Origin of the sequence: Bacillus safensis FO-36b, from assembly GCF_000691165.1 — a bacterium.
Lineage (GTDB): Bacteria > Bacillota > Bacilli > Bacillales > Bacillaceae > Bacillus > Bacillus safensis.
Window position 1 is genome coordinate 596,771 of record NZ_ASJD01000001.1, and the last position, 25,835, is coordinate 622,605.

A 25,835-nucleotide genomic window follows, 5' to 3' on the forward strand; every position below is an offset into this window, starting at 1 on the left:
ATAGAGAAAAACACTATGAAAAAGCGTTCATTCATTATACATACAATAATATAAAAAGAGATCACACCATGTGATCTCTTTTATATTATTTAAACCGATGCGTTTCATACACAGATGGTTTTGTATAGTAAGTTAATGCTTTGACTTCTTGGTCACTTAATGAACGTGCATTTGCTGCTGCTATATTTTCTTTTAACTGATCCACTGAGCTTGCACCAAATACAACGGAACTGACCGCAGAATGTTTCAGTATATACTGAATGGACAGTTCAGTGAGTGATAGGTCATAAGCGACTTTCTTTAAAGAAGGAATGATCTGCTGAAGCTCTTCAAATGAATATTGAAGATAGCCGTTTTTTTGAATCGCTGCACTTGCTTGAGAAAGTGGCTTTTCAGTTAATAATCCTTTCGCTAAAGGACCTCTTGCGACGACGCTAATGCTTTGTTCTTCAAGTAGAGAGAACCATTCTTCTGGGCGGCGGTCGAGTAAACTATATTGCATCATCACGCTTACGATATTGGACTTTTTGGCATATTCTTTAATGACATTTGGACGGATAGATGAAATGCCATAATAGCGAATTACGCCTTCCTCTACCAATTCTTCAAAAGCCTCAATCGTTTCATCAATGGGGTCATCAATCGTGCCTCCGTGCAATTGATATAAATCAATATAATCTGTTTGAAGCCGCTTGAGGCTTTGTTTTACTGCTTCCTTTATGTACGCTTTTGAAGGGTCCCAGTCCCAGCCTGGTTTGCCTTTTTCAAAGCGGTTGCCGCCTTTTGTCGCCAAAATCAAATCCTGACGTCTGTTTTTAATGGCTTCCCCGACAATTTCCTCATTTGTCCCAAAATCATATAAATCGGCTGTATCCAGATAGTTAATTCCGAGATCAATGGCCTCATCTAATAAAGAGAGCGCTTTTTCTTTTTCCGTCCCAAGAGACATGCATCCTAGTGCCGCCTCGCTCACTAAGAGATCTGAGGTGCCAATTCGTCTTTTTTTCAATTCCATCACACTCCTATCCCTTCACATTAAGTGAAAAAAATCAGGAATTCAAGCTAGGTGATTTCAAATGGCGCATTGAAGCAAGCGTTTCGCTTTTCGCTTCTCTTAAATCATCTATGTTAAAATAAATGAAGTAATAAGTGAAAGTAGAACGAGGAGCTGACAAAATTGAAGGACTTTGAAGAAAAAACATTATCGTCGAAAGAATTATACAACGGAAAAATCATTGATTTGGTTCTTGAAGTTGTAGAATTGCCTAACGGAAAACAAGGCAAACGCGAAGTCATTAAACATCCTGGTGCAGTAGCCGTCATTGCACGTACAGACGAAAATAAAATCATCTTGGTCAAACAATACCGTAAAGCACTAGAGAGAGCCATCGTTGAAATTCCGGCCGGAAAACTAGAAAAAGGGGAAGAGCCGGAACATACAGCATTAAGAGAATTAGAAGAAGAGACAGGATATACAACCCAGCAGCTTCAAAAGCTGACGGCCTTTTATACATCACCTGGTTTTGCAGATGAAATTGTTCACATCTATCTAGCAGATCAGCTAGTTCCGCTTGAAGAAAAAAGAGAGCTGGATGAAGATGAATTTGTCGAAGTAATGGAAGTTTCATTAGAAGAAGCTCTGCACCTCATTGAAAAGCAGCATATTTATGATGCAAAAACAGCCTATGCCATTCAGTACTTACAACTGCAAGAGGTACTTGAGTCAACAAAATGAAGGAATTTTTTGCAGACATCCATATCCATATTGGCAGAACAAGAACAGGCAGAGCTGTCAAAATTACAGGTGCAAGGTCACTGACAATTGATCAAATTCTTATTGAAGCAGCAGAAAGTAAAGGGATGGGGATGATTGGTGTGATTGATGCACAATCTCCAGAAGTCCTAGAAGAATTAATAGAAGGTGTAGAGGAAGGCAGGTACACGGAACTAAATGACGGCGGTTTATCATTTGGAGAGACAGTGCTCCTTTTAGGCAGTGAATTAGAAATCAATGATGACCATTCAAAGGGTCCGATTCATGTGCTGGCATTTATGCCCACACTACACAAAATGTCTGAGTTTTCCGCATGGCTTTCGCTTCATATGAAAAATGTGCATTTGAGTTCACAGCGCCTCTATGTTGATGGGAAAACACTTCAGCGCAAGGTTAAGGAGCTGGGAGGATTGTTTATTCCTGCTCATATATTCACGCCTCATAAAAGTCTATACGGCAAAGGGGTCAACACTTCTTTGACGGAAGTATTTGATCCTGACCTTATTGATGCTGTTGAGCTTGGTCTTAGCTGTGATACGTCAATGGCGTCCCAGCTGAGTGAGCTGAACCGGTATCCTTTTTTAACGAATTCAGATGCTCATTCTTTAGGAAAAATCGCGCGGGAATATACAAAAATCAAAATGGATCATGCCTCTTTTGCCGAATTCAAGCTAGCTCTTGAAGAAAAAGATGGCAGAGCCGTCACAGGAAATTATGGACTTGCTCCGCGGCTTGGGAAGTATTATCATACGACCTGCGAGAAATGCGGGGTTAGACCTCACGCACCAGATCAAGAAGAGTGCCATGTATGCGGACATACACGGATGACAAAAGGAGTAAGTGAACGTTTAAAAGAGCTTGCTGACCAAGAAAGTGAAAAAGGAACGAGACCTCCTTATGTTCATCAGCTCCCGCTTCAGTTTATTCCGGGTGTTGGACCTAAAACGCTGGAGAAGCTTAAAGCCGTGTTTCACACAGAGATGAATATTCTACATCAAGCAACAGAACAAGAACTAAAAGCCGTTCTGCCAGAAAAGACAGCGGGCTACATCATCAAAGCAAGGAAGGGCGAAGTCGGACTGATCGCTGGTGGAGGCGGAGTGTACGGTAAGGTGGATATCAATCATGAGTCACATTAAATGGACATGTCAAACGTTTGAACAATTGTCAAAAGAGGATCTTTACTTGATTCTTATGGAAAGAGTCAACGTGTTTGTTGTAGAACAAACATGCCCTTACCCTGAAATTGATCACCGGGACCAAGATGCGCTTCATCTCATCGCAAAAGAGAACGGCACGATTGTGGCTTATTGCCGAATTTTCCAAAACGGGATCATGTACAAGGAGGCGTCCATCGGCCGCGTGCTTGTGACGCAAGCCGGGCGGAAAAAAGGCTATGGAAAGCTGCTGCTCATCAAGGCTTTGGAAAAGCTTAGTGAACTAGGTGAAACAAGTGTCAAAATACAGGCGCAAGCCTACCTGAAGTCATTTTACGAATCATTTGGTTTCAAGGCTGTCTCAGATGTTTATGATGAAGATGGGATTCCGCATCTTGATATGGTGAAAACAGAAAGATAGACGTTTTTACGTCTATCTTTTTTATGTAACATCGTGTATCATAACGTCAACGAAAGGGGTTTTACCAAATGGGAAAAAGCAAAGCAAAGAAAAAACGAGAGCATATCCAAAGGCAGCAGAGCCGAAATCCAGAACTGTCGAGAGGAAACATGCCGCATTTTAGCACACACGAAAGGAAGACAAAAACAAAACAGGAAGCCTTGCAGCATATGATGAAGAAACATAAAGGACGAAATGCTTATGATCACTATCAAGAGGATCATAAGCATTTTTATTTTGCTTTTTTGTGACAACTAGATCAAATAAATGGAAAAATTTAAAAAATAGGACAAACGGTCGTTTCTTTTTGTCTAAATATGTAGTTAAATGACAAAAAGAAACGAAAGGGAGAGTGAGTATCGTGAACGTCAAGTCTTTTGGAGCAGGGCTTTGTATGGCAAGTTTGCTTGTGGCATCCGTCATGTTTGGCGCGTCAGATATTTCTGCAAAGGAGCAAACAAAAAAAGAGTACATGATCGGCTTTTCTTCTTCCGTTCAAGACAAAACACAAAAACAACTTGTAGAAGAAGCTGGCGGGCATGTGAAAGAATCAATAGAGCAAATAGATATGATGAAAGTGTCGCTGAATGAGACTTCGAAAAAGAAACTGAATGAAGCAAAAGAAGTGACCTTTATCGAGGAAGACCAAAAAGCAAAAACAAGCGGTCAAACGATTCCATACGGCATCAAAAGCATCAAAGCACAAAAGGTACATAAACATGGATACGCTGGACAGAATGTCAAAGTAGCCGTTCTTGACAGCGGCATCGACGGCAAACATGAGGATTTACATGTCACCGGCGGGGTGAGCTTTGTACCGGCAGAGTCTGATCCGTTTGTTGATCCGCATAAACATGGAACGCATGTGGCAGGCACAATTGCAGCATTAGATAATAAGGTAGGTGTCGTGGGTGTTGCACCAAAAGCTTCTATCTATGCTGTCAAGGTGGCAGATGAAAATGGTGACGGCTACTATAGCTGGATCATAAAAGGGATTGAATGGGCCATTGAGAATGACATGGATGTCATCAATATTAGTATGGGGGGAGCAAGTGAATCTGAGGCGCTGAAAGAAGCGGTAGATCGAGCGTATGATAAAGGGATTCTCATTGTGGCTTCTGCAGGGAATGAAGGAAGCTATGGCTCTCTCAATACGATTGACTATCCGGCTAAATACAGTTCCGTGATGGCGGTTGCCTCTGTAGACCAAAAAAAGCAAAGAGCTTTTGATTCATCTGTTGGCGAAGAACTGGAAGTCTCAGCACCAGGCGTTTCAACGCTGAGCACCATCCCTCATAACGAATATGGCTACATGAGCGGAACGTCAATGGCATCACCGCATGTAGCGGGCGCAGCGGCTGTCATTCTATCAAAACATCCGAATCTGACAAACGATGAAGTACGCGAGAGACTGTCAAAAACGGCGACAAAGCTTGGAGAACCTTTTTATTACGGTGCCGGGCTTGTGAACGTACAAAAAGCCGCACGATAAATGAAAAAGAGAAAGCAGTGAGCAGGCTGCTTTCTCTTTTTTCTTTCGATAAAACTGTCATGTTTCGTAATCTCTCTCATAGAATCTAGTAACCTTACTATTTGGGAGGAAGACACATGCGGAAAAAGTCTTGGAAGGAGCATCTTCTTCAGCACGTAAAAGATCATCTCTCGATTTATTTATTTGTCTCTGTACTCTTTTTAATGGGTGTGATTTTCGGGGCCATCATTGTCAATAGCATGACATTCAGCCAGAAAGAGGATTTATTCTATTATTTAAATCAATTTTTTGGTCAGCTGACAAATGAGAAAGCAGCAGAATCAAAAGAAATGTTTTTACAAAGCTTTCTGCATCATATGAAATATTTAGGCCTTATGTGGATTCTGGGAATCTCCATCGTTGGTCTGCCGCTTATCTTTCTTATGATCTTTTTAAAAGGAATTGTTGTTGGGTTTACTGTTGGTTTTCTCGTGAATCAAATGGGGCTGAGTGGATTTTTTCTCTCGTTTGTATCGGTGCTTCCGCAAAACATTTTGCTCATTCCAGCCTATTTAGTGATTGGCACTTGTGCGATTGCGTTTTCCATCCGTCTCATTGGACAGCTCTTCATGAAAAAAACCATCAGTCAAGCACCCGTCCAGTGGTTTGGCCGGTATGCATCTGTTCTGCTGATGATTTTAGCGCTTGCTGCACTGTCGTCTTTTTTTGAATCGTACATATCATTCATGCTGATGAAAAAGCTGGCAGGTGTTCTTTTATAATTGTTATTAATTAATAATCAATTTATTTATCAATTTAAAATGATTATAGTTGGCTCTCAGCACATCATTTGATATAATGATCAAGTAATGTGGCGTAGGAGGGAAAGTCAATGGAAAATAGGATTGATCGAATTAAGAAGCAGCTTCATTCTTCCAGCTACAAGCTCACGCCACAGCGTGAAGCCACAGTAAGAGTACTGCTTGAGAATGAAGAAGACCATTTAAGTGCAGAAGATGTATACCTCCTCGTAAAAGAGAAGTCTCCTGAAATTGGTCTTGCTACTGTTTATCGGACGTTAGAATTGCTCACTGAACTGAAAGTTGTTGATAAAATTAACTTTGGAGACGGCGTTTCGCGATATGATCTTCGCAAAGAAGGAGCCGCTCACTTCCATCATCATCTTGTCTGCATGGAATGCGGAACAGTCGATGAGATAGAAGATGATTTATTAGAAGATGTCGAAGAGATTATTGAACGTGACTGGAAATTTAAAATTAAGGATCATAGATTGACATTCCATGGTATTTGCCACCGGTGTCATGATGATGAATCCGGCAAATAATCCGAATTGGAACCTTTTCATTTAAGATGAAGAGGTTTTTTGCATTTTCGCTGTATATTCCTTGTCCCACCTGGCATATGCTGAAGTAATGAGAAGGTGAGAAAGGACTTGAAGTTTATGCGAAAATGGCTCAAAACAACAGGTGAAGTGATCAAAGTATTTATCTTGTTCACTGGTTTTACCGTCCTGTTCTATTATGCTATGATATGGATAAATTCAGAATATGAAAGCTACCATCGTTATGATAAACCAGAGGGTGCAGCAATTAAAGTGATGGAAATGGATCAGCCGAACCAAGAAAATTGGCAAGACCGATTGATTTATTTTTATCAAAACGGGGAGTAGAAATCATTGAACGATCAATTATCCGACTTTATTCATTTTATGACCGTAGAGAGAGGACTCTCTGAAAATACCATTGTTTCTTATAAAAGAGATTTACAGAACTACTTGTCTTTTTTAATGACACATGAACAGCTGACGGATATTAGCGATGTCACACGTCTGCATATCATTCATTATTTAAAGCAGCTAAAAGAGGAAGGGAAATCGAGTAAAACGTCTGTACGGCATCTATCATCGATCCGTTCCTTTCATCAATTTCTGCTTCGGGAAAAAGTGACAGCGGATGACCCGTCATGGAACATTGAAACGCAAAAAACAGAGCGGACTTTACCGAAAGTTTTATCATTAGGAGAGGTCGAAAAGCTGCTTGATACACCAAATCAGCACACTCCCTTTGACTACCGAGACAAAGCAATGCTTGAGCTCTTATATGCAACGGGGATTCGCGTCAGTGAAATGCTGGATCTGACCCTTGCCGATGTTCACCTCACAATGGGCTTTATCCGCTGTTTTGGAAAAGGAAGAAAAGAGCGTATTGTGCCAATCGGTGAAGCTGCTGCAAGCGCAATTGAAGAATATATCGAAAAGGGAAGAAGCAAGCTGTTAAAAAAACAGCCGTCCGATGCCCTATTTCTCAATCATCATGGGAAAAAAATGTCGCGTCAGGGCTTCTGGAAGAACTTGAAAAAACGAGCCAACGAAGCAGGGATTCAAAAGGAACTGACGCCTCATACGCTCAGACATTCATTTGCTACACACCTGCTTGAAAACGGTGCGGACTTAAGAGCTGTACAGGAAATGCTCGGACATGCCGATATCTCAACAACACAAATTTATACACATGTGACGAAAACAAGACTGAAAGATGTGTATCACAAATTCCATCCAAGGGCATAAGTAAAGCATGACACAGTGAACGGGTGTCATGCTTTTTCATGTTTACACCGTTTATGGTTGTCAACTGGCTTGTAAACGGTTTATACTTGAGATGTCTGACCTCTCACTGTTTGTAAGGTCAAAAGACAAGAATATTGAAGGAGGCGCTTTTTAATGCCTGATTATCAGTATAAACGCATTTTCCTCGTCGTCATGGATTCAGTAGGAATTGGGGAAGCACCAGATGCTGCTGATTTTAATGATGTAGGTGCAGATACACTTGGACATATTGCTGAAAAAATGAACGGGCTTCATATGCCGAATATGGCGAAGCTTGGGCTGAGTCATATTAAAGAAATCAAAGGAATTCCAGCGGATGAAAAACCGCTTGCGTACTATGGAAAAATGCAAGAAGCATCAAACGGTAAAGACACAATGACAGGACACTGGGAAATCATGGGTCTTTACATAGACACACCGTTCAAAGTCTTTCCAGAAGGATTCCCAGATGAACTATTAAATGAACTAAAAGAAAAAACAGGCCGAGGTATTATTGGAAATAAACCTGCGTCTGGTACGGAAATTTTAGATGAGCTTGGCGAAGTGCACATGAAAACAGGCGATTTAATTGTTTATACATCTGCGGATTCTGTGCTGCAAATTGCTGCGCACGAAGAAGTTGTGCCATTAGATGAGCTTTACCGTATTTGTGAAATTGCCCGTGAACTCACATTAGATGAAAAATATATGGTTGGCCGGATTATCGCTCGTCCGTTTGTCGGAGAGCCTGGCGCATTTGTTAGAACGCCAAACCGTCATGACTATGCGTTAAAACCATTTGACCGTACAGTCATGAATGAACTGAAAGATGATGGACTCGATGTCATTGCGATCGGAAAAATCTCTGATATTTATGACGGCGAGGGTATCACATCATCTCTTAGAACAAAATCAAACATGGATGGAATGGACAAGCTGGTCGATACACTTAAAACAGACTTTACAGGACTCAGCTTTTTAAACCTTGTTGATTTTGACGCTCTTTACGGACATAGAAGAGATCCAGAGGGTTATGGAAAAGCACTAGAGGAATTTGATGCACGTCTTCCTGAAGTGTTTGACCTGTTGAAAGAGGATGACCTTCTTGTGATCACAGCAGATCATGGTAATGACCCAGTTCATCACGGAACAGATCATACAAGAGAATATGTTCCGCTCATTGCTTACAGCAAAAAGCATCAGGAAGCAAATGAACTGCCAACAGCAAAAACGTTTGCTGATCTTGGGGCAACCGTTGCAGATAATTTCAAGACAACGATGCCAAAATACGGAACAAGCTTTTTATCTAAACTCAAATAGGGGGAAATTTCGTGGGAGCACAGTTTTCAGAAGCGGCGGCATACATTAAACAAGCATCGACATATGTACCAACAGTTGGGCTCATTTTAGGATCAGGACTTGGCATTTTAGCAGATGAGATTGAAAATCCAATCAAAATAAAATATGAAGATATTCCTGGATTCCCTGTTTCAACAGTAGAGGGACATGCAGGACAGCTCGTGATCGGAACGCTGAAAGGCACTGTCGTTTGCGCTATGCAAGGACGTTTTCATTTCTATGAAGGATATGATATGAAGCAAGTGACGTTTCCTGTCCGTGTGATGAAAGAAATTGGCATTGACACATGCATTGTCACAAATGCAGCCGGCGGTGTGAATACGTCATTCCGCCCAGGAGATCTCATGCTGATCACAGATCATATCAATATGATGGGAACCAATCCATTAATTGGCCCAAATGACAGTCAAGGCGTCCGCTTCCCTGATATGTCTGCACCGTACGATAAAGAACTAATGGCACTTGCAGAAAAAACAGCCCAGCGTTTAGGTATATCTGTACAGCAAGGGGTTTATGCAGGGATGACAGGGCCTTCATATGAAACACCTGCTGAAGTTCGTTTCTTAAGAACACTTGGAGCAGATGCGGTCGGAATGTCGACTGTTCCAGAAGTCATTGTTGCGCGTCATGCAGGAATCAAAGTACTTGGCATTTCATGCATTTCCAATGCGGCATCTGGTATTTTGGATCAGCCGCTGTCTCATGATGAAGTGATCGAAGTAACGGAAAAAGTGAAAGCAAGTTTTCTTGATTTAGTAAAAGACATTGTCAAACAACTTTCATAGCATGTGTCCAGAAGCCTTCTGCTACCCAAGCAGAAGGTTTTTTTTATTTGCAATCATACGATCTCTGAATAAAACAGCCTGTATGAGGAAAAAATAGAAAGGATTACGATAATGGAGGTCTGCCACTTGAAACGTCATATATGTGCATTGTTTATTTTAATGATCCTTATCTCAATGGTTTCACCATCAGCGATAGCAAAAGAAAAGATTGAAAAACCAGGAGAAAAACAAACATCAGAATTGGCACACGAAGCCAAATCAGCGATCTTAATAGAACGAGACACGGGAAAGGTGCTTTACAACAAAAACAGCGATGAAAAGCTTGCACCCGCAAGTATGACCAAAATCATGACGATGCTTCTCATCATGGAAGCCATTGATCAAGGTAAACTAAAAATGACAGACAAGGTCAGAACGAGCGACTATGCAGCGTCCATGGGAGGCTCACAAATCTTCCTTGAACCAGGAGAAGAAATGACCGTAAAAGAAATGCTGAAAGGCATTGCGATTGCGTCAGGAAATGATGCTTCAGTTGCCATGGCAGAGCATATTGCAGGATCTGAAGAACAGTTCGTTGAGCAGATGAACAAAAGGGCGAAAGAGCTTGGCCTCACCTCAACGGTCTTTCAAAACCCAACAGGACTTCCTGAAAAAGACCATTACAGCACAGCTCACGATATGGCAAAAATGGCAAAAGAGCTGTTGAAATATGAACAAATCACCAAATTCACAGGTGTCTACGAAGACTATCTCCGGCAAAATACGGACAAAAAATTCTGGCTTGTCAACACAAACCGTCTGATTAAATTTTATCCAGGGGTCGATGGGGTGAAAACAGGTTTTACAGGTGAAGCGAAATACTGTTTAACTGCATCTGCTAAAAAAGGCAACATGCGCGTCATTGCGGTTGTCTTCGGCGCAAGCACTCCGAAAGACAGAAATGCTCAGGTAGTCAAAATGTTAGATTACGCATTTAGTCAATATACGACTCATCCGCTTTACAAACGAGGGCAAGATGTGGCGGAGGTCAAAGTGAGCAAAGGGAAAAAGAAAAACATTCAGCTCGTGACTTCTGAACCGATCTCCCTTTTAACGAAAAAAGGCGAAAATGTGGATCAGATCAAAAAAGAAATCAAATTGTCTCATGATGTCAAAGCTCCATTTTCAAAAGGAACGGAACTTGGTACGATCGTCTTGAAAAAAGACGGAAAAGTGCTGCATGAAAGCCCTGTAGAAGCAAAAGAAGGAATGGAAAAGGCAGGCGTTTGGACTTTCTTCAAACGAGCAATGGCTGATTTTGTGAAATGGAAATAAAAGGCGAAAGGCTGCTGTAATTGGCAGTCTTTTTGCTATGAGGAAAAGAAAAGAACATCTAAATGTGACGAATGGTCACTAGTTTTGTCATGGTGAAGGATTTACTTCATATAAAAGAGAAACATTCTTTATCCGAAATTAGAGCAAGGAGGAATAAAAAAATGAGCCTTGGTATTGATTTTCAAGTAAAAGAGAGCGTACTTTGCATTCGGTTAACAGGAGAGCTCGATCATCACTCCGCAGAAACATTGAGACAAAAGGTGACGAATTATTTGGAAACAGAGGACATTCGCCACATTGTGCTGAATCTGGCTGATTTATCGTTTATGGACAGCTCTGGACTCGGAGTGATTTTAGGAAGATATAAAGAAATTAAGCAGCTTGGCGGGGAAATGGTCGTCTGTGCCATCTCGCCAGCGGTGAACCGGTTATTTGATATGTCTGGTTTGTTTAAAATCATTCGGATGGAGCCTTCTGAGCAAACGGCTTTGCAAACATTGGGGGTGGCATCATGAGAAATGAAATGAACCTGACTTTTTCGGCATTAAGCCAGAATGAATCGTTTGCAAGAGTGACAGTCGCGGCGTTTATCGCTCAGCTTGACCCGACTTTAGATGAATTAACAGAAATCAAGACCGTTGTATCTGAGGCAGTGACAAACTCCATCATCCATGGCTATGATGGGAATCCAGATGGAAAGGTGCATATCCATGTCACGCTAGATGACCATGTCGTTTATCTTACCATTCGTGACGAAGGTATGGGTATTACAGATCTTGAGGAAGCAAGACAGCCGCTTTTTACAACAAAACCAGACTTAGAGCGCTCTGGAATGGGCTTTACCATCATGGAGAATTTTATGGATGATGTCATGGTGGACTCATCACCAGAAATGGGCACGACCATCCGTTTAACAAAGCATCTATCAAAAAGCAAAGCGCTTTGTAATTAAAGGAGCTGCTCATATGGATGTGGAGGTAAAAAAGCAAGCTAAAAAAGCCCAGCTGTCAAATGATGAAGTCAAAGAGCTCATCAAAAAAAGCCAAGACGGTGATCAGCAAGCAAGAGACCTCCTCGTAGAAAAAAACATGCGTCTTGTTTGGTCCGTTGTTCAGCGCTTTTTAAATAGGGGATATGAACCAGATGATCTGTTTCAGATTGGCTGTATTGGACTGCTGAAATCTGTTGATAAATTTGATTTGTCATATGATGTAAAGTTTTCAACGTACGCCGTTCCCATGATCATTGGTGAAATTCAGCGATTCATTCGGGATGATGGAACGGTCAAAGTCAGCCGGTCACTAAAGGAACTCGGAAATAAAATTCGGCGGGCAAGGGATGAATTGTCTAAGTCTCATGGAAGAATGCCGACCGTTCAGGAAATTGCCGAATACCTTGATATCACACCAGAGGATGTCGTCCTCGCCCAAGAAGCGGTACGCTCACCATCATCCATTCATGAAACGGTGTATGAAAATGATGGGGATCCGATTACATTGCTTGATCAAATTGCCGATCATTCTGAGGAAAGATGGTTTGACAAAATTGCACTGAAAGAAGCGATCAAGGAATTAGAAGAACGGGAAAAACTCATTGTGTATTTAAGGTATTATAAAGATCAGACACAATCTGAGGTTGCAGAAAGACTTGGCATTTCACAAGTACAAGTCTCACGGCTTGAAAAGAAAATTTTAAAACAAATCCAAATGCAAATGGATCAAAAAGACAGCTAGCCAATTCGGCTGGCTTTTTTTGTGTGGTAATTACCGGTAAATCAAGTTCTATCAGTATGAGAACCATTTTTCACCACATACTATTTTTAACCCATCGTATAGGAAGTGACTTGGATGGACGGACAAATCTTTATTCGGCTGCGCCATCGAATCAAAACTGGTATTGATCAGCTCATTTATTTAGAGGATATCGCCCAAATCACTGGTGATGAGTTTGCTGTGCAAAAGCTTAGCAAAATGCCGGTGTATCATGTCAGCAAAAAGGATCGTCACATCGTCGTACTTGATATCATGCATGTCGTCAAAACGATCAAAAAAACGTGGCCGGATATCGACATTCAAACCGTCGGCGGCTCTGAAGCTATTGTTGAAATTGATACAGGCAAACGCCAGCTTTCTCCCGTTTTATTTGTGTTTGTATGGCTCTTATTATTTGTCGGAGCGGCCCTTGCCATTATGAATTTCCACGAGGATGTCAGTATGCGGCTCGTTCATATCCGTCTATATGAAATGATCACTGGAAAAACGGTTGAGCATCCGTATTTATTACAAATTCCATATAGCTTTGGACTCGGCTTTGGCATGATTTTGTTTTTCAATCATGTATTTAAAAAGCGTTTAAATGAAGAACCAAGTCCGCTCGAGGTGGAAATGTTTAAATATCAGCTTGATCTCGATCATTACGTCGCACTCAACGAAAATAAAGAAACATTGAAAGATATCCATGATCGGTAAATGGCTTTTTGTCGTACTCGTTGGACTTGGCGGCGGTTTAACGGTCGGAGCAGGATTTGTGGCATTTCTTACAGTGCTTGGCATCATTCCCCGCTTAATGCAATTAACCAAAACGCAGCGCTTCATACAAGGGTACGAGGCGGCTGTCATTAGCGGTGCAGTCGTTGGCGGCTGGGCCACCTTAAGTCAAATACATCTGCATTTAACCAAATGGCTGGCACTGCCGGTCGGTCTTTTATCAGGTATCTTTGTCGGCATGCTTGCAGCTGCACTCACTGAAGTATTAAATGTACTTCCCATATTAACGAAAAGAATTGGAATGGACGGGAAAATTGTTTTGCTGCTCATGGCCATCGTCTTAGGAAAGGTATTTGGTTCACTATTTCATTGGCTTATTTATATTTAAGAAATTGGAGGGAACAACACGTGTCGAGTTTAAAAGAGAACTATCCATCTAAGGTAAAAACGTATCAGCCCAAACCTCCTTATGTCATCAACTGCATCAAGGCGTTTTTAGTTGGCGGCTTAATCTGTCTGATAGGTGAGGGGCTGCAAAATTTCTATATCCATTTTTTTGATTTTAACGAAAAGACAGCAGGGAATCCGACGGTGGCAACCCTCATTTTAATTTCTTCTCTATTAACGGGTATCGGTATTTACGACCGAATCGGCCAGTTTGCTGGAGCCGGATCAGCTGTCCCAGTGACAGGCTTTGCTAACAGTATGACAAGTGCTGCCCTTGAGCATAAAAGTGAAGGGCTTGTTTTAGGTGTTGCCACAAATATGTTTAAACTCGCTGGGAACGTCATTGTGTTTGGTGTCGTTTCCGCATATGTCGTAGGGATCATTCGATACGTCTTTGAAAAGATGTTTTCGTAGGAGGAATGAAAGGTGAAACTAACAGGTAAACAATCTTGGGTATTTGAGCACAAGCTTTATGTCAATGCAGAAGGAACTGCTGCAGGACCGAAAGAAAAAGAAGGCCCGATTGGCCATTTAATTGATAAAACGTACGATGAAATGCACTGTGATCAAAAGAATTGGGAAATGGCTGAAAGGAAGCTCATGGATGATGCGATATCAACCGCTTTATCAAAAGCAAATTTGCAAAAAAGCGATATTGACCTGTTGCTGGCTGGAGATTTACTCAATCAGAACGTCACTGCAAACTATGTGGCAAGAGAGCTGAAAATCCCGTTTCTTTGCTTGTTTGGGGCATGCTCGACTTCAATGGAATCGGTTGCCATTGCGTCAGCGCTCATTGATGGCGGTTTTGCAAATAGGGCCATTGCAGCGACAAGCAGCCATAATGCGACGGCAGAACGCCAATTTCGTAATCCGACAGAATACGGCGGACAAAAGCCCGATACAGCAACAAGTACAGTGACAGGAAGCGGAGCCGTTATTATCAGCCAAGAAATCTCTGACATTCAAATTACAAGCGCAACAGTAGGCAGGGTCATGGATCTTGGCATTACAGATCCATTTGATATGGGATCGGCCATGGCACCGGCAGCGGCAGACACCATCAAGCAGCATTTAGAAGACTTAGGAAGAACAGTAGATGATTACGATCTGATTTTAACTGGTGATTTATCAGGCATTGGTTCACCGATCTTAAAGGATCTTCTGAAAGAAGACGGCATTCAGCTTGGGCGAAAGCACGATGATTGCGGTTTAATTATCTATACACCCGACCAAAACGTTTTCGCTGGAGGCAGCGGCTGTGCTTGTTCAGCTATTGTGACATTCAGTCATATTTTTCAAGAAATGAAAGCAGGGAATTTGCAAAGAGTACTTGTTGTAGCAACCGGGGCGTTACTCAGCCCGATGATGGTTCAGCAAAAAGAGACCATTCCAACCATTGCGCACGGTGTCGTATTTGAGCGTGCAGGAGGAGAGAGCTAATGGATTATCTTATCGCTTTTGTGGCAGGCGGACTTATTTGCGTCATTGGCCAGCTTTTACTAGACGTACTTAAACTCACGCCTGCACATGTCATGACTACTTTTGTTGTAGCGGGTACCATTTTAGATGGATTCGGTATTTATGATAAATTTATTGAATTTGCAGGTGCGGGCGCAACCGTACCAATCGTCAGCTTTGGTCATAGCTTGCTTCATGGGGCAATGCATCAGGCAGATGTACATGGATTCATCGGCATCGGTATCGGTATTTTTGAATTAACCTCTGCTGGAATATCAGCTGCGATTTTATTCTCATTTATTGTCGCACTTATCTTTAAACCGAAAGGATAACCGAATATGGGGCAAAGACGGAAAGTCATTTTAGTGACAGACGGAGATATATATGCTGCCAAAACCATAGAGCTTGCTGCTAAAAACGTCGGCGGACGATGTATTTCCAGCTCAAAAGGAAATCCAAGCAAACGGACAGGACCTGAACTTGTTCAGATGATTTTAAAAACGCCGTATGATCCAGTCTTTGTGATGTTTGATGATTCTGGTCTGACAGGTGAAGGAACAGGGGAGATGGCGATGAAACATGTGGCGCGCCACCCTGAAATCGAAGTTATTGGTGCGATCGCAGTTGCATCCAAGACGCATCAAGCAGAATGGACAAAGGTTCATGTCTCGATTGACCGGGAAGGTGAACTGACAGAATATGGTGTCGACAAACACGGTCTTCCCGAAATGGAGCCCCATAAAATGAGCGGGGATACAGTGTATTGCCTTGACTCCCTCAACCTTCCGTTAGTTGTCGGGATTGGAGATATTGGCAAGATGGGACGAAAAGATGATCTGAGCAAGGGATCTCCAATCACGATGAAAGCAGTGGAATTAATACTAGAAAGGAGTGGTTACCATGAAGAAAGACAAGGTAAACGTGTACCGAGACCCGAAGAAAAATGAAGATTACTTCAAGGAAAATGTCGGGATGGGTCTCAGCTTTGACCTTGGTGTTCGGAAAATTTATATACACGATCAGGAAATCCAGCTTTACTATGTAAACGGATTGTGTGATACACAGTATGTCATCTACTTATTAAAGGAACTAATCGAAATCAATGACAACGAACCTGAATCAGATGATCTTGCACATGTAGTCGAGAACCGCCTTGTCAATCAGCAGGTGTCCAAGGTAGAAACGCTGGATGAAGCAGTGGATCAAGTACTGTCTGGGCTTGTAGCAGTCGTTGTAGAAGGTGAAAACTACGCCTTTATCATTGATGTTAGAAGCTATCCTGGCAGAATGCCTGAGGAGCCGGATACAGAAAAGGTGGTCCGGGGAGCAAGGGACGGCTTTGTTGAAAACATTATTGTAAACACAGCGCTGATTCGAAGAAGAGTACGGGATGAAAAGCTGCGATACAAAATGCTCAAAGTAGGCGAACGTTCAAAAGCGGATGTCTGTGTTTGCTATATTGAAGATATTGCAGACCCTGACTTAGTAGATATTATAGAAAAAGAAGTATCAGGAATCAAAGTCGATGGGCTGACGATGTCTGATAAAACGATTGAAGAATTTATTATTAAGCAAGGATATAATCCCTTTCCGCTAGTGCGTTACACCGAGCGTCCAGATGTCGCCGCTAACCACATATTAGAAGGGCATGTCATCATCATTACGGATACATCCCCTAGTGTCATCATTACACCAACCACTATTTTTCACCACGTTCAGCATGCAGAAGAATACCGCCAGGCACCTGCCGTTGGTACATTCTTAAGATGGGTACGCTTTTTAGGCATTTTATGTTCTACCTTTCTTTTGCCGATTTGGTTTCTTTTTATCCTCGAACCAAATCTCCTGCCAGACAATTTAAGCTATATTGGATTTAACAAACCTTCTCATATCCCTGTGATTCTCCAAGTATTTCTTGCTGATTTCGGGGTGGAATTTTTAAGGATGGCTGCGATTCATACGCCAACCGCATTGTCGACCGCCATGGGGCTGATCGCGGCTGTTTTAATTGGACAAATCGCCATTGATGTTGGTTTATTTACACCAGAGGTCATCTTATACGTCTCGCTGGCAGCGATCGGTACCTTTACAACGCCAAGCTATGAACTGAGTGTCGCCAATAAGATTGTAAGGCTCATCATCCTAGCACTAGTAGCGATCTTTAAGCTGAATGGACTCATCATTGGTTTTACGTTGTTAATCATTTATTTAACATCCATTCGTTCATTGCAGACGCCTTATATGTGGCCGTTCATTCCTTTTAATGGAAAGGCTTTGTGGCAAGTGCTAATTCGGACGTCTGTTCCTGGCTCAAAAGTAAGGCCGAGCATCGTTCACCCTCAAAACAGATCAAAAATTCCGCCAAATTCTTAACGCTCATTGAAAGTGGCTGAAGATTGTGATATTGTATTTTTAACTTTGAGACACGGCAAAAGGCAGCTCACGCAGCTGCCTTTTTTCAGCCGAAGCGGAGAAAGAGGGAATGACATTGTATTTACACGGCACTTGCAGACAAAATGAACTCGGTCATTTAGAAATTGGTGGTGTTGATGCCGTTTCTTTAGCTGAAACGTATGGGACACCACTTTATGTATATGATGTGGCTTTAATACGGGAGCGCGCAAAAAGCTTTCAAAAAGCGTTTATAGAAGAAGAATTAACGGCGCAGGTAGCATATGCGAGTAAAGCATTTTCCTCCATCGCTATGTTTCAGCTTGCCAAAGAAGAAGGATTATCTCTTGATGTCGTATCAGGCGGTGAGCTTCACACAGCCATTTGCGCTGGATTCCCAGTAGAAAAAATTCATTTCCATGGCAATAATAAAAGCAGAGAAGAATTAAAAATGGCTTTAGAGCATGGGATCGGCTGTATTGTTGTGGATAATTTCTATGAAATGAAGCTCATTGAACAGCTTGGTCAAGAGCTGTCAAAAAAAGTCAAAGTATTGCTCCGCATCACTCCTGGTGTCGAAGCGCATACGCATGATTACATTACGACAGGTCAAGAGGATTCAAAATTTGGCTTTGATCTTCACAATGGACAAGCAGATGAAGCGGTGAAACAAGTGCTTGGTTCAGAAGTGATCGAGCTTTTAGGTGTTCATTGTCATATCGGTTCACAAATTTTTGATACGGCTGGTTTTGTCCTTGCAGCAGATAAAATCTTTTTGAAGCTGGATGAATGGAGAGAATCATTTGGTTTTATTTCTACAGTATTAAACTTAGGCGGCGGTTTTGGGATTCGTTATACAGAAGAGGATGAACCACTTCCTGCAACAGAATATGTCGAGAAAATTATCCAAGCTGTGAAAGAGAACGTTGCCCGCTATGAGTTTGATATGCCGGAGATTTGGATAGAACCAGGCCGTTCTCTTGTTGGAGATGCAGGGACGACTCTTTATACGATCGGATCATCAAAACATGTACCTGGCATCCGCGATTATGTGGCGATAGATGGCGGAATGAGTGATAACATTCGTCCAGCTTTATATCAAGCGAAATATGAAGCCGCAAGTGCCAACAAAATGAGCCAAACGCATGATCAAACAGTTTCAATTGCCGGTAAATGCTGTGAAAGCGGAGATATGCTCATTTGGGATATCGATCTGCCAGAATTATCACAAGGGGATTTATTAGCTGTCTTTTGTACCGGAGCTTACGGCTATAGTATGTCAAACAACTATAACCGTATCCCGCGCCCAGCTGTTGTGTTTGTAGAAGACGGGGAAGCGCAGCTTGTGGTTGAGCGTGAAACATATGAGGACATTGTCAAACTTGATTTACCGTATCAATCAAAAGTGAAATCATCTACTTAAAAAAGCCGCCTGGTGTTCAGGCAGCTTTTTTTCATGAATTATTTTCCTCCAGTGAATACAGAAACGATCGCATTCCAAATGGAGACAAAGAAATCCCAAATCTTTTGAAGAAGGTTTTTCCCTTCATCCGATTCTATGAATTTAGTAATCTTGTCTTTTGCTTTATCAATTTGAGATCCTACTTGATTCCAATCGATATTGATGTTTTTCATTTTATCAAATAGCGAGACAAGCTGATCTTTTTGATCCTGCGTCAGATTTAAGTTCAAATCAGAAGCAGCCTGATCCACTTTTTCTTCTACTTCTTTCGTGGTTTTAGGAACACCATTTTTTGCAATGTCATCTTTGATTTTTGCAATAAGGGCAGAAGCGTTGTCTTTTCCGATAGAGTCACCCAATTTAGAAGTTGTCACAAGCTCTTCGTTTGCCACCTGCTTCACATCTTCTGGAATGGCTTTGTCGCTTGACACCTCATACGCTTTTAGTAAGCCCGTCAGTGCGGCTGTACCAGATACTTCAAATGGAGCAGTCACGACAACCTTGGCATCTTTGACACCTGCTGTCATTAAAGCATTTAAATACATCTCATCTGTAATGGTCTTGATGTTGTGTGTATCCACAGTCAGACCAGTACCTGATTTTTCAATGGTGATCGATGAAGATGATAATGCTCTCGTCCCGATTTGAGAACGAGGGATATACTTTCCTAAATATTCGTGCTCTTCTTTATTGGTTACTTCAATTTTTGTCGCATTTTCAGGTGGGTTCAACTCGTCAAGCACCTTCTGGCGATCAGCCGGTGTTAGGTCTTGCCCGAGTGTGACGATGACATCGCCGACAGCTGCATCCGCTAAGCTGACTTTTGGCGCACCAATTAGGAAAAGGAGCGCTGCCATCATACCAAGCATCATTTTTTTAAACATGTTGACCTCCTTCAAGTCGAAAGCGTTCCTCTTTCAAGAGAAATTCATCTTTTGAGTACACGTGATGAAGTGCACTCCATCATATAGACGTAACAAATTGGCTCGACGTTTCAATTTTCTTTTTAAGATGTGTTCCTTTTCCAATAAATGAAGACATGTCATTTAGTCAGATATCATTTTATTAGGAAAAAAGAATCAAGCAACCCTATTTTATCAATCATCAGTTAAGAGGTAAATGACAATCGAAGAGCAGGGGATGTTTGACATCACCGAAAATGTGCTATAATGAGCGTTGTTTAACCTGAAAGGAGAATGTGAAAAATGGCGAAAAAAGGATACATACAATTAACGAATGGAAAGAAAATTGAGTTTGAACTTTACCCAGAGGCTGCTCCAGGTACAGTAGCAAACTTTGAAAAATTAGCGAATGAAGGCTTCTACGATGGATTAAAATTCCACCGCGTGATTCCAGGTTTCGTCAGCCAAGGCGGCGACCCAAACGGTAATGGAACGGGTGGTCCTGGTTACACAATTAAATGTGAAACAGAAGGAAATCCACATCAGCACGAAAGAGGTTCATTATCAATGGCGCATGCTGGTAAAGACACAGGCGGCAGCCAATTCTTTATCGTACATGACCCGCAGCCGCACTTAAACGGTGTTCACACTGTTTTTGGCAAGGTAACATCTGGTATCGAGGCTGTACTTGATATGGAGCAAGGCCAAGGCATGGAAAAAGTTGAAGTTGTAGATGCTTAATCTAAAACACCGCTTAATCGCGGTGTTTTTTTATTTTGTTTCTGATTCTACCGTGATTTGTTTCGTTATGCGGTAGGTGATGAGCCAATACAAAATGGCTAAAGCGCTGATAGAGGCACCAAAAAGACATACTCCGCTCCAGCCATAGGCTGCGTATATGCTGGTTGAAACAATTGAACCGGTCGCACTGCCGATGGAGTAAAAAATCATGTAAGCGGCAGTAAGCCGGCTTCTCGCCTCAGGCCGTACTGTAAAAATCATACTCTGATTGGTCACATGTACTGCCTGCACAGATAGGTCAAGAATAATAATGCCAATGACTAATGCGATAAGTGAATATTCAGTCAAACTGATGAAAAACCATGAAATGAATAAGAGGACAAGGGCTATACCGGTTGTGAACTGTCCAAAACCTCGATCAGCAAGGCTACCAGCCCGAGCAGCTCCTAACGCTCCGGCTGCCCCAGCAAGACCAAATGCGCCAATAGCAGTATGTGAAAGAGAGTATGGCGCTGTACTGAGAGGCAGCACGAGTGAAGACCATAACGTACCAAAGACAATAAAAATCAGAAGAGCCAGAATCCCACGGATGCGGAGAATTCGTTCTTGTATAAACAATGTAAACATTGAACGAAGCAGATCAGCATAGGATAATGATTCTCTTTTGCTGTCATCATGCGGGAGCACTCGGAACAATACGCCAGTCAGGATAAGCATGATGACGGCAGAAACAAGATAAACAAACCTCCAGCCAGCAAAATCGGTTAATACACCGGCAAAGGTCCGGGCGAGAAGAATACCGATTACAATTCCACTTTGCACCAAGCCGACTATACGGCCGCGCTCTTCTGGAGCAGCCCAACTTGCTGCAAACGCAACGAGTACCTGAGTGACTACAGCGAGCAGTCCGACCACTGCTAATCCTAGAAATAGGACGGCGATGATAGGAGCAATGCCGACTAGAATGAGGGCAAGCACAGATAAAAGCATCTGACCAATGATGAGCCGGCGTCGATTCAACAGATCACCAAGTGGTACTATCAGTAGCAGCCCCGCTGCATAACAAAGCTGAGTAATCGTAATGACAATACCGATGGATGAATACGTGATACTGAACTCGTCTGCCAGTGAATCTAATAACGGTTGTGCGAAGTATATGTTTGCAACAGCCATCCCGCACGATGCTGCAAAAAGTAGTGCCATATAGTGAGTCATCTTTGATCCAGGCTTTATTCGAAAATGAGCCGTTTTCATATCAGGATGATCTCTTGGAGTCATTTTATCTTTAACCATTCATTGCATCCTCTCCTTTTTATACTAAAAAGTATAATATACCGATAAGTATAAATTGATTTCTGTTAAGGATAACCAACAAAATGTTTTAAAGTCAAGAGTTTAATCCAGTTATTCTAAGTTAATTTTGAAAGTAAAAAGGTAGTTTGACAATTTTACATGAATAAAATAAAATTATAATGTACTGATTGGTAATAAAAAAGAAAATGATATCCTTACAAATAAATAAATAAATAAATAAATAAATGAATAATTGAATAATTGTTTTGGTGAAATGATTTTATTATTGAAAAGAGGAATTGATGATGGTTCGACAGCGTGAGTTTGATGAGGAAAAAGCGTTGGATGATGCAATGGTGCTTTTTTGGGAAAAGGGATATAGAGCTACAACGTTAAGCGATTTGACTGCAAAAATGGGAATACAGCGGCCAAGCTTATACTCAGCCTTTGGAGATAAAGAGGAGTTATTTGAGGCTGCCTTACGCAAATATACAAAGCAGCATGCAGCCCGTATTCGAACAAAACTTCAAAACAATCAATCTGTAAAGGAAGCATTTCATACATTATTTACAGATGTAGTGGAAGAGGAATATAGGGATGGCCCGAGTAAAGGCTGTTTTTGCATTAATACGATAGTGGAACTTGCTCCACACGAAGAGAAATTTGAAATTCTGACAAGAGAGCATCAGATGTATCTTTCGGTCATATTTGAAGAAAAGATTGTGCAAGGTATTCGCTCGGGTGAGCTTGAAAGCAGCTTGAATGCTAAAGCCTTAGCACAGACACTGGTCGTTTCTTTCATCGGGCTTACGGTCCTCATGAAGTCACGTCCAGAGCGTTCATTTGTAGATCATTCTGTAGCGACGATCCTATCCATTTTAAAATAAAATGGACAACAGGCTATGACAGCTTCCGTGAAAAAATCATACAGCATAGTGAAAGCGTATTTGATCCATTACATCAAAATACGCTTTTTCTTATAGGGCCGTCATGCACAGAATATGTTTTTATGATATGATAAGAGAACAAACATTCGTATTCGCGGAGGTTCCAGCACATCCAGAATGCAAATGCAGAAAGCGAAAAGAAAGAAGGGGAGACTTTGAAACCACTCACAAAAGAAGAGAAAAATCAAATGACGATGGCTATTCAGCGTTATTTTGCCGAAGAACGAGAAGAAGAGATTGGTGAATTAGCAGCCATTAATATACTAGAATTTATCACAAAAAACCTCGGAAGCTACTACTATAATCAAGGGGTTCGCGACAGCCGCAGCATCGCTGTTCAGCGGTCACAATTGTTAGAGGAAGACTTATTCGCACTCGAAAAAAGAATATAATGAAAAGCTTGCAGTATGGTGTGTTACGAACTAATAAATAGGAAAAAGACCCCCTTAATAAAGAACGCATATTCGTATCATATGTAATGATTAAGAGGTGGAACCAAAGGGCCATCTGAATCGTTATATAAGTAACCATTAATGAAAATCAGCTTTTTTGGTTTTATTTCAATAAAAGAAGGAATAAAACATACAAATAGGCGAAGTGCAGATGATGGAGGTTCTAAATATGGGGAAAATTAGATTAAAAATTGCGATCTTATTTGTTTTACTGCTTTGTTTAGGCGCAGGTTATTTATACATGAATGGCATGAAAATTGAAGATGTGCCAACAGCTATTGGCGAAAGCTTAACAAATAATGATAAAGATTACACCATCTATGAATATACCATTACGAAAATTGATGGAGATGAATATTACGGTCAAGCGAAGAATGGCACAAAAATCATTTTTAATGGTAAGAAATTTGAAGATGATGTGGCCGATCTGAAAAAAGGAGATCGTATTAAAGCCTACTTTAGTAATGAAAAAAGAATAGATGGGCTGATAAAAGTTGTAAAAGTCGTCAATTAACATGTCTCCTTTCCTATAAGGAGGCTTTTTTTGTGAAGAAATCTTGATTGTTGCATTTGACAACAAGGATCGCTATAATAGCCCCTAAGGACAGCTAAATATCGATTGTATCCTTCGGGGCAGGGTGAAAATCCCGACCGACGGTAATAAAGCAAATGCTTTACAGCCCGTGACCCGTTAATTTATTAACGGTTGATTCAGTGAAAAGCTGAAGCCGACAGTGAAAGTCTGGATGGGAGAAGGATAAAGAAAGCTATGAACGAAAAATATTTGTTGATCATAGTCTTATTTCTGATGCAAAAAAACCACAGCCCCGGAATTTTTTCCGGGGCTTTCTGTATGTTTCTGTCTTTAATAGACTGCATACAGTGTTTATTAGGTGATCCCTCATCTACCTTGTATGGACCATAAAAAGCGACGAAGGTGCTCAATCGATCACATGTCCCTAACATCGCTTTTTTTAAAAGTGAGAAATACAAATGAAACGAAAGGGAGGATCACATGTTTACGGGGATAATTGAAGAAGTTGGCACCGTTCAGTCATTAAGTAAAAAGTCAGCAGATGCCATGGAAATTGTCATTACATGCAGCCGTGTGCTGGAAGATGTTCACCTCGGAGACAGTATCGCCATTAATGGAGTATGTCTCACAGTCACTAGCTTCACAAAAGAACAGTTCGCGGCAGATGTGATGCCAGAGACGGTCAAAGCCACATCGCTGGATCAGCTGACAAAAGGCAGTCCAGTAAATTTAGAGCGAGCCATGTCCTCAAATGGACGATTTGGCGGCCACTTTGTCTCAGGCCATGTTGATGGAACGGCTGTCATTACCCGGATAGAAAAGAAGAGTAATGCCATTTACTATGATTTAAAGATGAACAAGACCCTCACAGATATGCTCACCCAAAAGGGTTCGATCGCAATAGATGGTGTCAGCTTGACCATTTTCGATTTGCGAGATTCACATGTCACAGTCTCTATTATTCCTCACACGCTTGAAGGAACTATTTTCCCGACTAAATCTATGGGGGATATCGTGAATATAGAGTGTGACATGATCGGTAAATACATTTATCGCTTTTTAACAAAAGAGCAGAGCGAAAAACAGCCATCTCGATTGACCCCATCATTTCTAAAAGAGCACGGATTCTAGGAGGCGATTGTATGTATCATTCCGTTGATGAGGCAGTAAATGCCCTTAAACAAGGAGAAATCATTATCGTAGTGGATGATGAAGACAGAGAAAATGAAGGAGACTTTGTGGCACTTGCTGAGCATGCCACACCTGAGGTGATTAACTTCATGGCTTTACATGGAAGAGGCCTCATTTGTACGCCAGTCCATGCGTCGATCGCAAAACACCTGAATCTGCATCCAATGGTTGAACATAATACGGATGCACACCATACAGCATTTACAGTAAGCATCGACCATGTGACAACGACGACTGGTATTAGTGCTTTTGAGCGCTCCACGACCATGCTGGCCATGTTAAATAAAGACGCAAAACCAGACGAATTTGCCCGTCCAGGACATGTTTTTCCGCTTATTGCAAAAGAGGGCGGCGTACTAGAAAGACCGGGTCATACAGAGGCGGCGGTTGATCTTGCTAAACTGGCAGGCTCAGAGCCAGCGGGTGTCATATGTGAAATTATGAATGCAGATGGATCAATGGCGCGCGTCCCTGAACTAAAGGAGATCCAAAAACAGCATGATTTAAAGATGCTGACAATCGAAGCATTACAGACATATTTAAACAACAATCGAACAGCCGCTATTGAAACAAAATAAAAATCACAAAAAAGGATGATCAAC

The 25,835-nt window shown here is 41.6% G+C and carries 32 protein-coding genes and 1 riboswitch; of the genes, 29 read left to right on the forward strand and 3 right to left on the reverse strand.

From position 1 onward, the window contains the following. Window positions 1–85: 85 nt before the first annotated feature. Window positions 86–1,009, reverse strand: a complete 924-nt coding sequence (locus BA81_RS03080; RefSeq protein ID WP_024422879.1) for an aldo/keto reductase — start codon at window positions 1,007–1,009, stop codon at window positions 86–88. Between the two features lie 168 nt (window positions 1,010–1,177). Here BA81_RS03080 and BA81_RS03085 point away from each other — a divergent pair, with 168 nt between their 5' ends. The 23 genes from BA81_RS03085 (at window position 1,178) to lysA (ending at window position 19,133) form a co-directional block, all read left to right on the forward strand. Continuing rightward, window positions 1,178–1,735, forward strand: a complete 558-nt coding sequence (locus BA81_RS03085; protein ID WP_034280343.1) for an NUDIX hydrolase — start codon at window positions 1,178–1,180, stop codon at window positions 1,733–1,735. Further along, window positions 1,732–2,913, forward strand: a complete 1,182-nt coding sequence (locus tag BA81_RS03090) for a TIGR00375 family protein (protein ID WP_034280345.1) — start codon at window positions 1,732–1,734, stop codon at window positions 2,911–2,913. The genes BA81_RS03085 and BA81_RS03090 overlap by 4 nt, the downstream gene beginning before the upstream one ends. Then, complete coding sequence (locus tag BA81_RS03095) at window positions 2,900–3,352, forward strand: GNAT family N-acetyltransferase (protein ID WP_034280347.1); 453 nt, start codon at window positions 2,900–2,902, stop codon at window positions 3,350–3,352. The genes BA81_RS03090 and BA81_RS03095 overlap by 14 nt, the downstream gene beginning before the upstream one ends. Window positions 3,353–3,420: 68 nt before the next feature. Continuing rightward, the gene (locus BA81_RS03100; protein WP_034280349.1) at window positions 3,421–3,642 is read left to right on the forward strand and encodes a hypothetical protein; all 222 of its coding nucleotides are present in this window, start codon (window positions 3,421–3,423) and stop codon (window positions 3,640–3,642) included. A gap of 110 nt (window positions 3,643–3,752) precedes the next feature. Continuing rightward, window positions 3,753–4,883 carry a S8 family peptidase gene (locus BA81_RS03105; RefSeq protein WP_080701152.1) on the forward strand — a complete coding sequence of 377 codons (1,131 nt, stop codon included), beginning with the start codon at window positions 3,753–3,755 and terminating at the stop codon, window positions 4,881–4,883. A gap of 116 nt (window positions 4,884–4,999) precedes the next feature. Then, a complete protein-coding gene (spoIIM, locus tag BA81_RS03110) occupies window positions 5,000–5,644 on the forward strand; it encodes a stage II sporulation protein M (protein ID WP_024422873.1) in 645 nt (214 codons plus the stop codon). A 110-nt stretch (window positions 5,645–5,754) separates the two neighbouring features. Then, a complete protein-coding gene (gene fur / locus BA81_RS03115; protein ID WP_003215577.1) occupies window positions 5,755–6,207 on the forward strand; it encodes a ferric iron uptake transcriptional regulator in 453 nt (150 codons plus the stop codon). A gap of 117 nt (window positions 6,208–6,324) precedes the next feature. Next, complete coding sequence (locus BA81_RS03120; RefSeq protein WP_034280782.1) at window positions 6,325–6,552, forward strand: YqzK family protein; 228 nt, start codon at window positions 6,325–6,327, stop codon at window positions 6,550–6,552. Between the two features lie 6 nt (window positions 6,553–6,558). After that, window positions 6,559–7,449: a site-specific tyrosine recombinase XerD gene (gene xerD, locus BA81_RS03125; protein ID WP_034280352.1), complete on the forward strand. Its 891-nt coding sequence runs from the start codon at window positions 6,559–6,561 to the stop codon at window positions 7,447–7,449. A gap of 153 nt (window positions 7,450–7,602) precedes the next feature. Beyond that, window positions 7,603–8,787 (forward strand): phosphopentomutase, encoded by a 1,185-nt coding sequence (gene deoB / locus BA81_RS03130; RefSeq protein WP_034280353.1) that lies wholly within the window; start codon window positions 7,603–7,605, stop codon window positions 8,785–8,787. 11 nt (window positions 8,788–8,798) lie between these two features. Further along, window positions 8,799–9,611 carry a purine-nucleoside phosphorylase gene (locus BA81_RS03135; protein WP_034280354.1) on the forward strand — a complete coding sequence of 271 codons (813 nt, stop codon included), beginning with the start codon at window positions 8,799–8,801 and terminating at the stop codon, window positions 9,609–9,611. A gap of 159 nt (window positions 9,612–9,770) precedes the next feature. Further along, entirely contained in the window at window positions 9,771–10,925 is a 1,155-nt protein-coding gene (locus tag BA81_RS03140) for a D-alanyl-D-alanine carboxypeptidase family protein (RefSeq protein WP_369810471.1), read from the forward strand. A 161-nt stretch (window positions 10,926–11,086) separates the two neighbouring features. Then, the gene (gene spoIIAA / locus BA81_RS03145; protein WP_024422866.1) at window positions 11,087–11,440 is read left to right on the forward strand and encodes an anti-sigma F factor antagonist; all 354 of its coding nucleotides are present in this window, start codon (window positions 11,087–11,089) and stop codon (window positions 11,438–11,440) included. Continuing rightward, window positions 11,437–11,877, forward strand: a complete 441-nt coding sequence (gene spoIIAB / locus BA81_RS03150; protein WP_024422865.1) for an anti-sigma F factor — start codon at window positions 11,437–11,439, stop codon at window positions 11,875–11,877. The genes spoIIAA and spoIIAB overlap by 4 nt, the downstream gene beginning before the upstream one ends. Window positions 11,878–11,890: 13 nt before the next feature. After that, window positions 11,891–12,658, forward strand: a complete 768-nt coding sequence (gene sigF / locus BA81_RS03155; RefSeq protein ID WP_024422864.1) for an RNA polymerase sporulation sigma factor SigF — start codon at window positions 11,891–11,893, stop codon at window positions 12,656–12,658. A gap of 114 nt (window positions 12,659–12,772) precedes the next feature. Continuing rightward, complete coding sequence (locus BA81_RS03160; RefSeq protein WP_034280357.1) at window positions 12,773–13,393, forward strand: stage V sporulation protein AA; 621 nt, start codon at window positions 12,773–12,775, stop codon at window positions 13,391–13,393. Then, window positions 13,383–13,799, forward strand: a complete 417-nt coding sequence (locus BA81_RS03165; protein ID WP_034280358.1) for a stage V sporulation protein AB — start codon at window positions 13,383–13,385, stop codon at window positions 13,797–13,799. The genes BA81_RS03160 and BA81_RS03165 overlap by 11 nt, the downstream gene beginning before the upstream one ends. A gap of 20 nt (window positions 13,800–13,819) precedes the next feature. After that, a complete protein-coding gene (gene spoVAC / locus BA81_RS03170) occupies window positions 13,820–14,272 on the forward strand; it encodes a stage V sporulation protein AC (protein ID WP_034280360.1) in 453 nt (150 codons plus the stop codon). Window positions 14,273–14,284: 12 nt separating this feature from the next. Next, on the forward strand, window positions 14,285–15,301 hold the full coding sequence (gene spoVAD, locus BA81_RS03175; RefSeq protein ID WP_034280361.1) for a stage V sporulation protein AD: 1,017 nt from the start codon (window positions 14,285–14,287) through the stop codon (window positions 15,299–15,301). Then, on the forward strand, window positions 15,301–15,651 hold the full coding sequence (spoVAE, locus tag BA81_RS03180) for a stage V sporulation protein AE (protein ID WP_024422860.1): 351 nt from the start codon (window positions 15,301–15,303) through the stop codon (window positions 15,649–15,651). The genes spoVAD and spoVAE overlap by 1 nt, the downstream gene beginning before the upstream one ends. A 6-nt stretch (window positions 15,652–15,657) precedes the next feature. Then, entirely contained in the window at window positions 15,658–16,266 is a 609-nt protein-coding gene (gene spoVAEA, locus BA81_RS03185) for a stage V sporulation protein SpoVABEA (RefSeq protein ID WP_034280363.1), read from the forward strand. Then, the gene (locus BA81_RS03190) at window positions 16,220–17,692 is read left to right on the forward strand and encodes a spore germination protein (protein ID WP_034280365.1); all 1,473 of its coding nucleotides are present in this window, start codon (window positions 16,220–16,222) and stop codon (window positions 17,690–17,692) included. Before spoVAEA ends, BA81_RS03190 begins: the two co-directional genes overlap by 47 nt. 115 nt (window positions 17,693–17,807) lie before the next feature. After that, complete coding sequence (lysA, locus tag BA81_RS03195; protein WP_034280367.1) at window positions 17,808–19,133, forward strand: diaminopimelate decarboxylase; 1,326 nt, start codon at window positions 17,808–17,810, stop codon at window positions 19,131–19,133. A gap of 38 nt (window positions 19,134–19,171) precedes the next feature. Here lysA and BA81_RS03200 read toward each other — a convergent pair whose 3' ends face one another. Then, window positions 19,172–20,056 carry a DUF1002 domain-containing protein gene (locus tag BA81_RS03200; RefSeq protein WP_024428065.1) on the reverse strand — a complete coding sequence of 295 codons (885 nt, stop codon included), beginning with the start codon at window positions 20,054–20,056 and terminating at the stop codon, window positions 19,172–19,174. Between the two features lie 321 nt (window positions 20,057–20,377). Between BA81_RS03200 and BA81_RS03205 the strand changes: the two genes are divergently transcribed. Beyond that, complete coding sequence (locus BA81_RS03205; protein WP_008359679.1) at window positions 20,378–20,815, forward strand: peptidylprolyl isomerase; 438 nt, start codon at window positions 20,378–20,380, stop codon at window positions 20,813–20,815. A gap of 30 nt (window positions 20,816–20,845) precedes the next feature. Here the strand turns inward: BA81_RS03205 and BA81_RS03210 are convergent, their stop codons facing one another. Then, window positions 20,846–22,108 (reverse strand): MFS transporter, encoded by a 1,263-nt coding sequence (locus tag BA81_RS03210; RefSeq protein WP_034280369.1) that lies wholly within the window; start codon window positions 22,106–22,108, stop codon window positions 20,846–20,848. Between the two features lie 305 nt (window positions 22,109–22,413). Here BA81_RS03210 and BA81_RS03215 point away from each other — a divergent pair, with 305 nt between their 5' ends. The 5 genes from BA81_RS03215 to ribB all read left to right on the forward strand — a co-directional run bounded on the left by BA81_RS03215 (window position 22,414) and on the right by ribB (window position 25,811). Then, window positions 22,414–22,995, forward strand: coding sequence for a TetR/AcrR family transcriptional regulator (locus tag BA81_RS03215; protein ID WP_034280371.1), 582 nt, complete (start codon window positions 22,414–22,416; stop codon window positions 22,993–22,995). Between the two features lie 215 nt (window positions 22,996–23,210). Beyond that, window positions 23,211–23,447, forward strand: a complete 237-nt coding sequence (locus tag BA81_RS03220) for a DUF2164 domain-containing protein (RefSeq protein WP_024422853.1) — start codon at window positions 23,211–23,213, stop codon at window positions 23,445–23,447. Between the two features lie 229 nt (window positions 23,448–23,676). Beyond that, window positions 23,677–24,021, forward strand: coding sequence for a hypothetical protein (locus tag BA81_RS03225; protein ID WP_034280374.1), 345 nt, complete (start codon window positions 23,677–23,679; stop codon window positions 24,019–24,021). 106 nt (window positions 24,022–24,127) lie between these two features. Next, window positions 24,128–24,269: riboswitch (FMN riboswitch) on the forward strand. A 253-nt stretch (window positions 24,270–24,522) separates the two neighbouring features. Further along, window positions 24,523–25,173, forward strand: coding sequence for a riboflavin synthase (gene ribE / locus BA81_RS03230; RefSeq protein WP_024422851.1), 651 nt, complete (start codon window positions 24,523–24,525; stop codon window positions 25,171–25,173). Between the two features lie 11 nt (window positions 25,174–25,184). Continuing rightward, entirely contained in the window at window positions 25,185–25,811 is a 627-nt protein-coding gene (gene ribB / locus BA81_RS03235) for a 3,4-dihydroxy-2-butanone-4-phosphate synthase (protein ID WP_080701153.1), read from the forward strand. Window positions 25,812–25,835 lie beyond the last annotated feature (24 nt).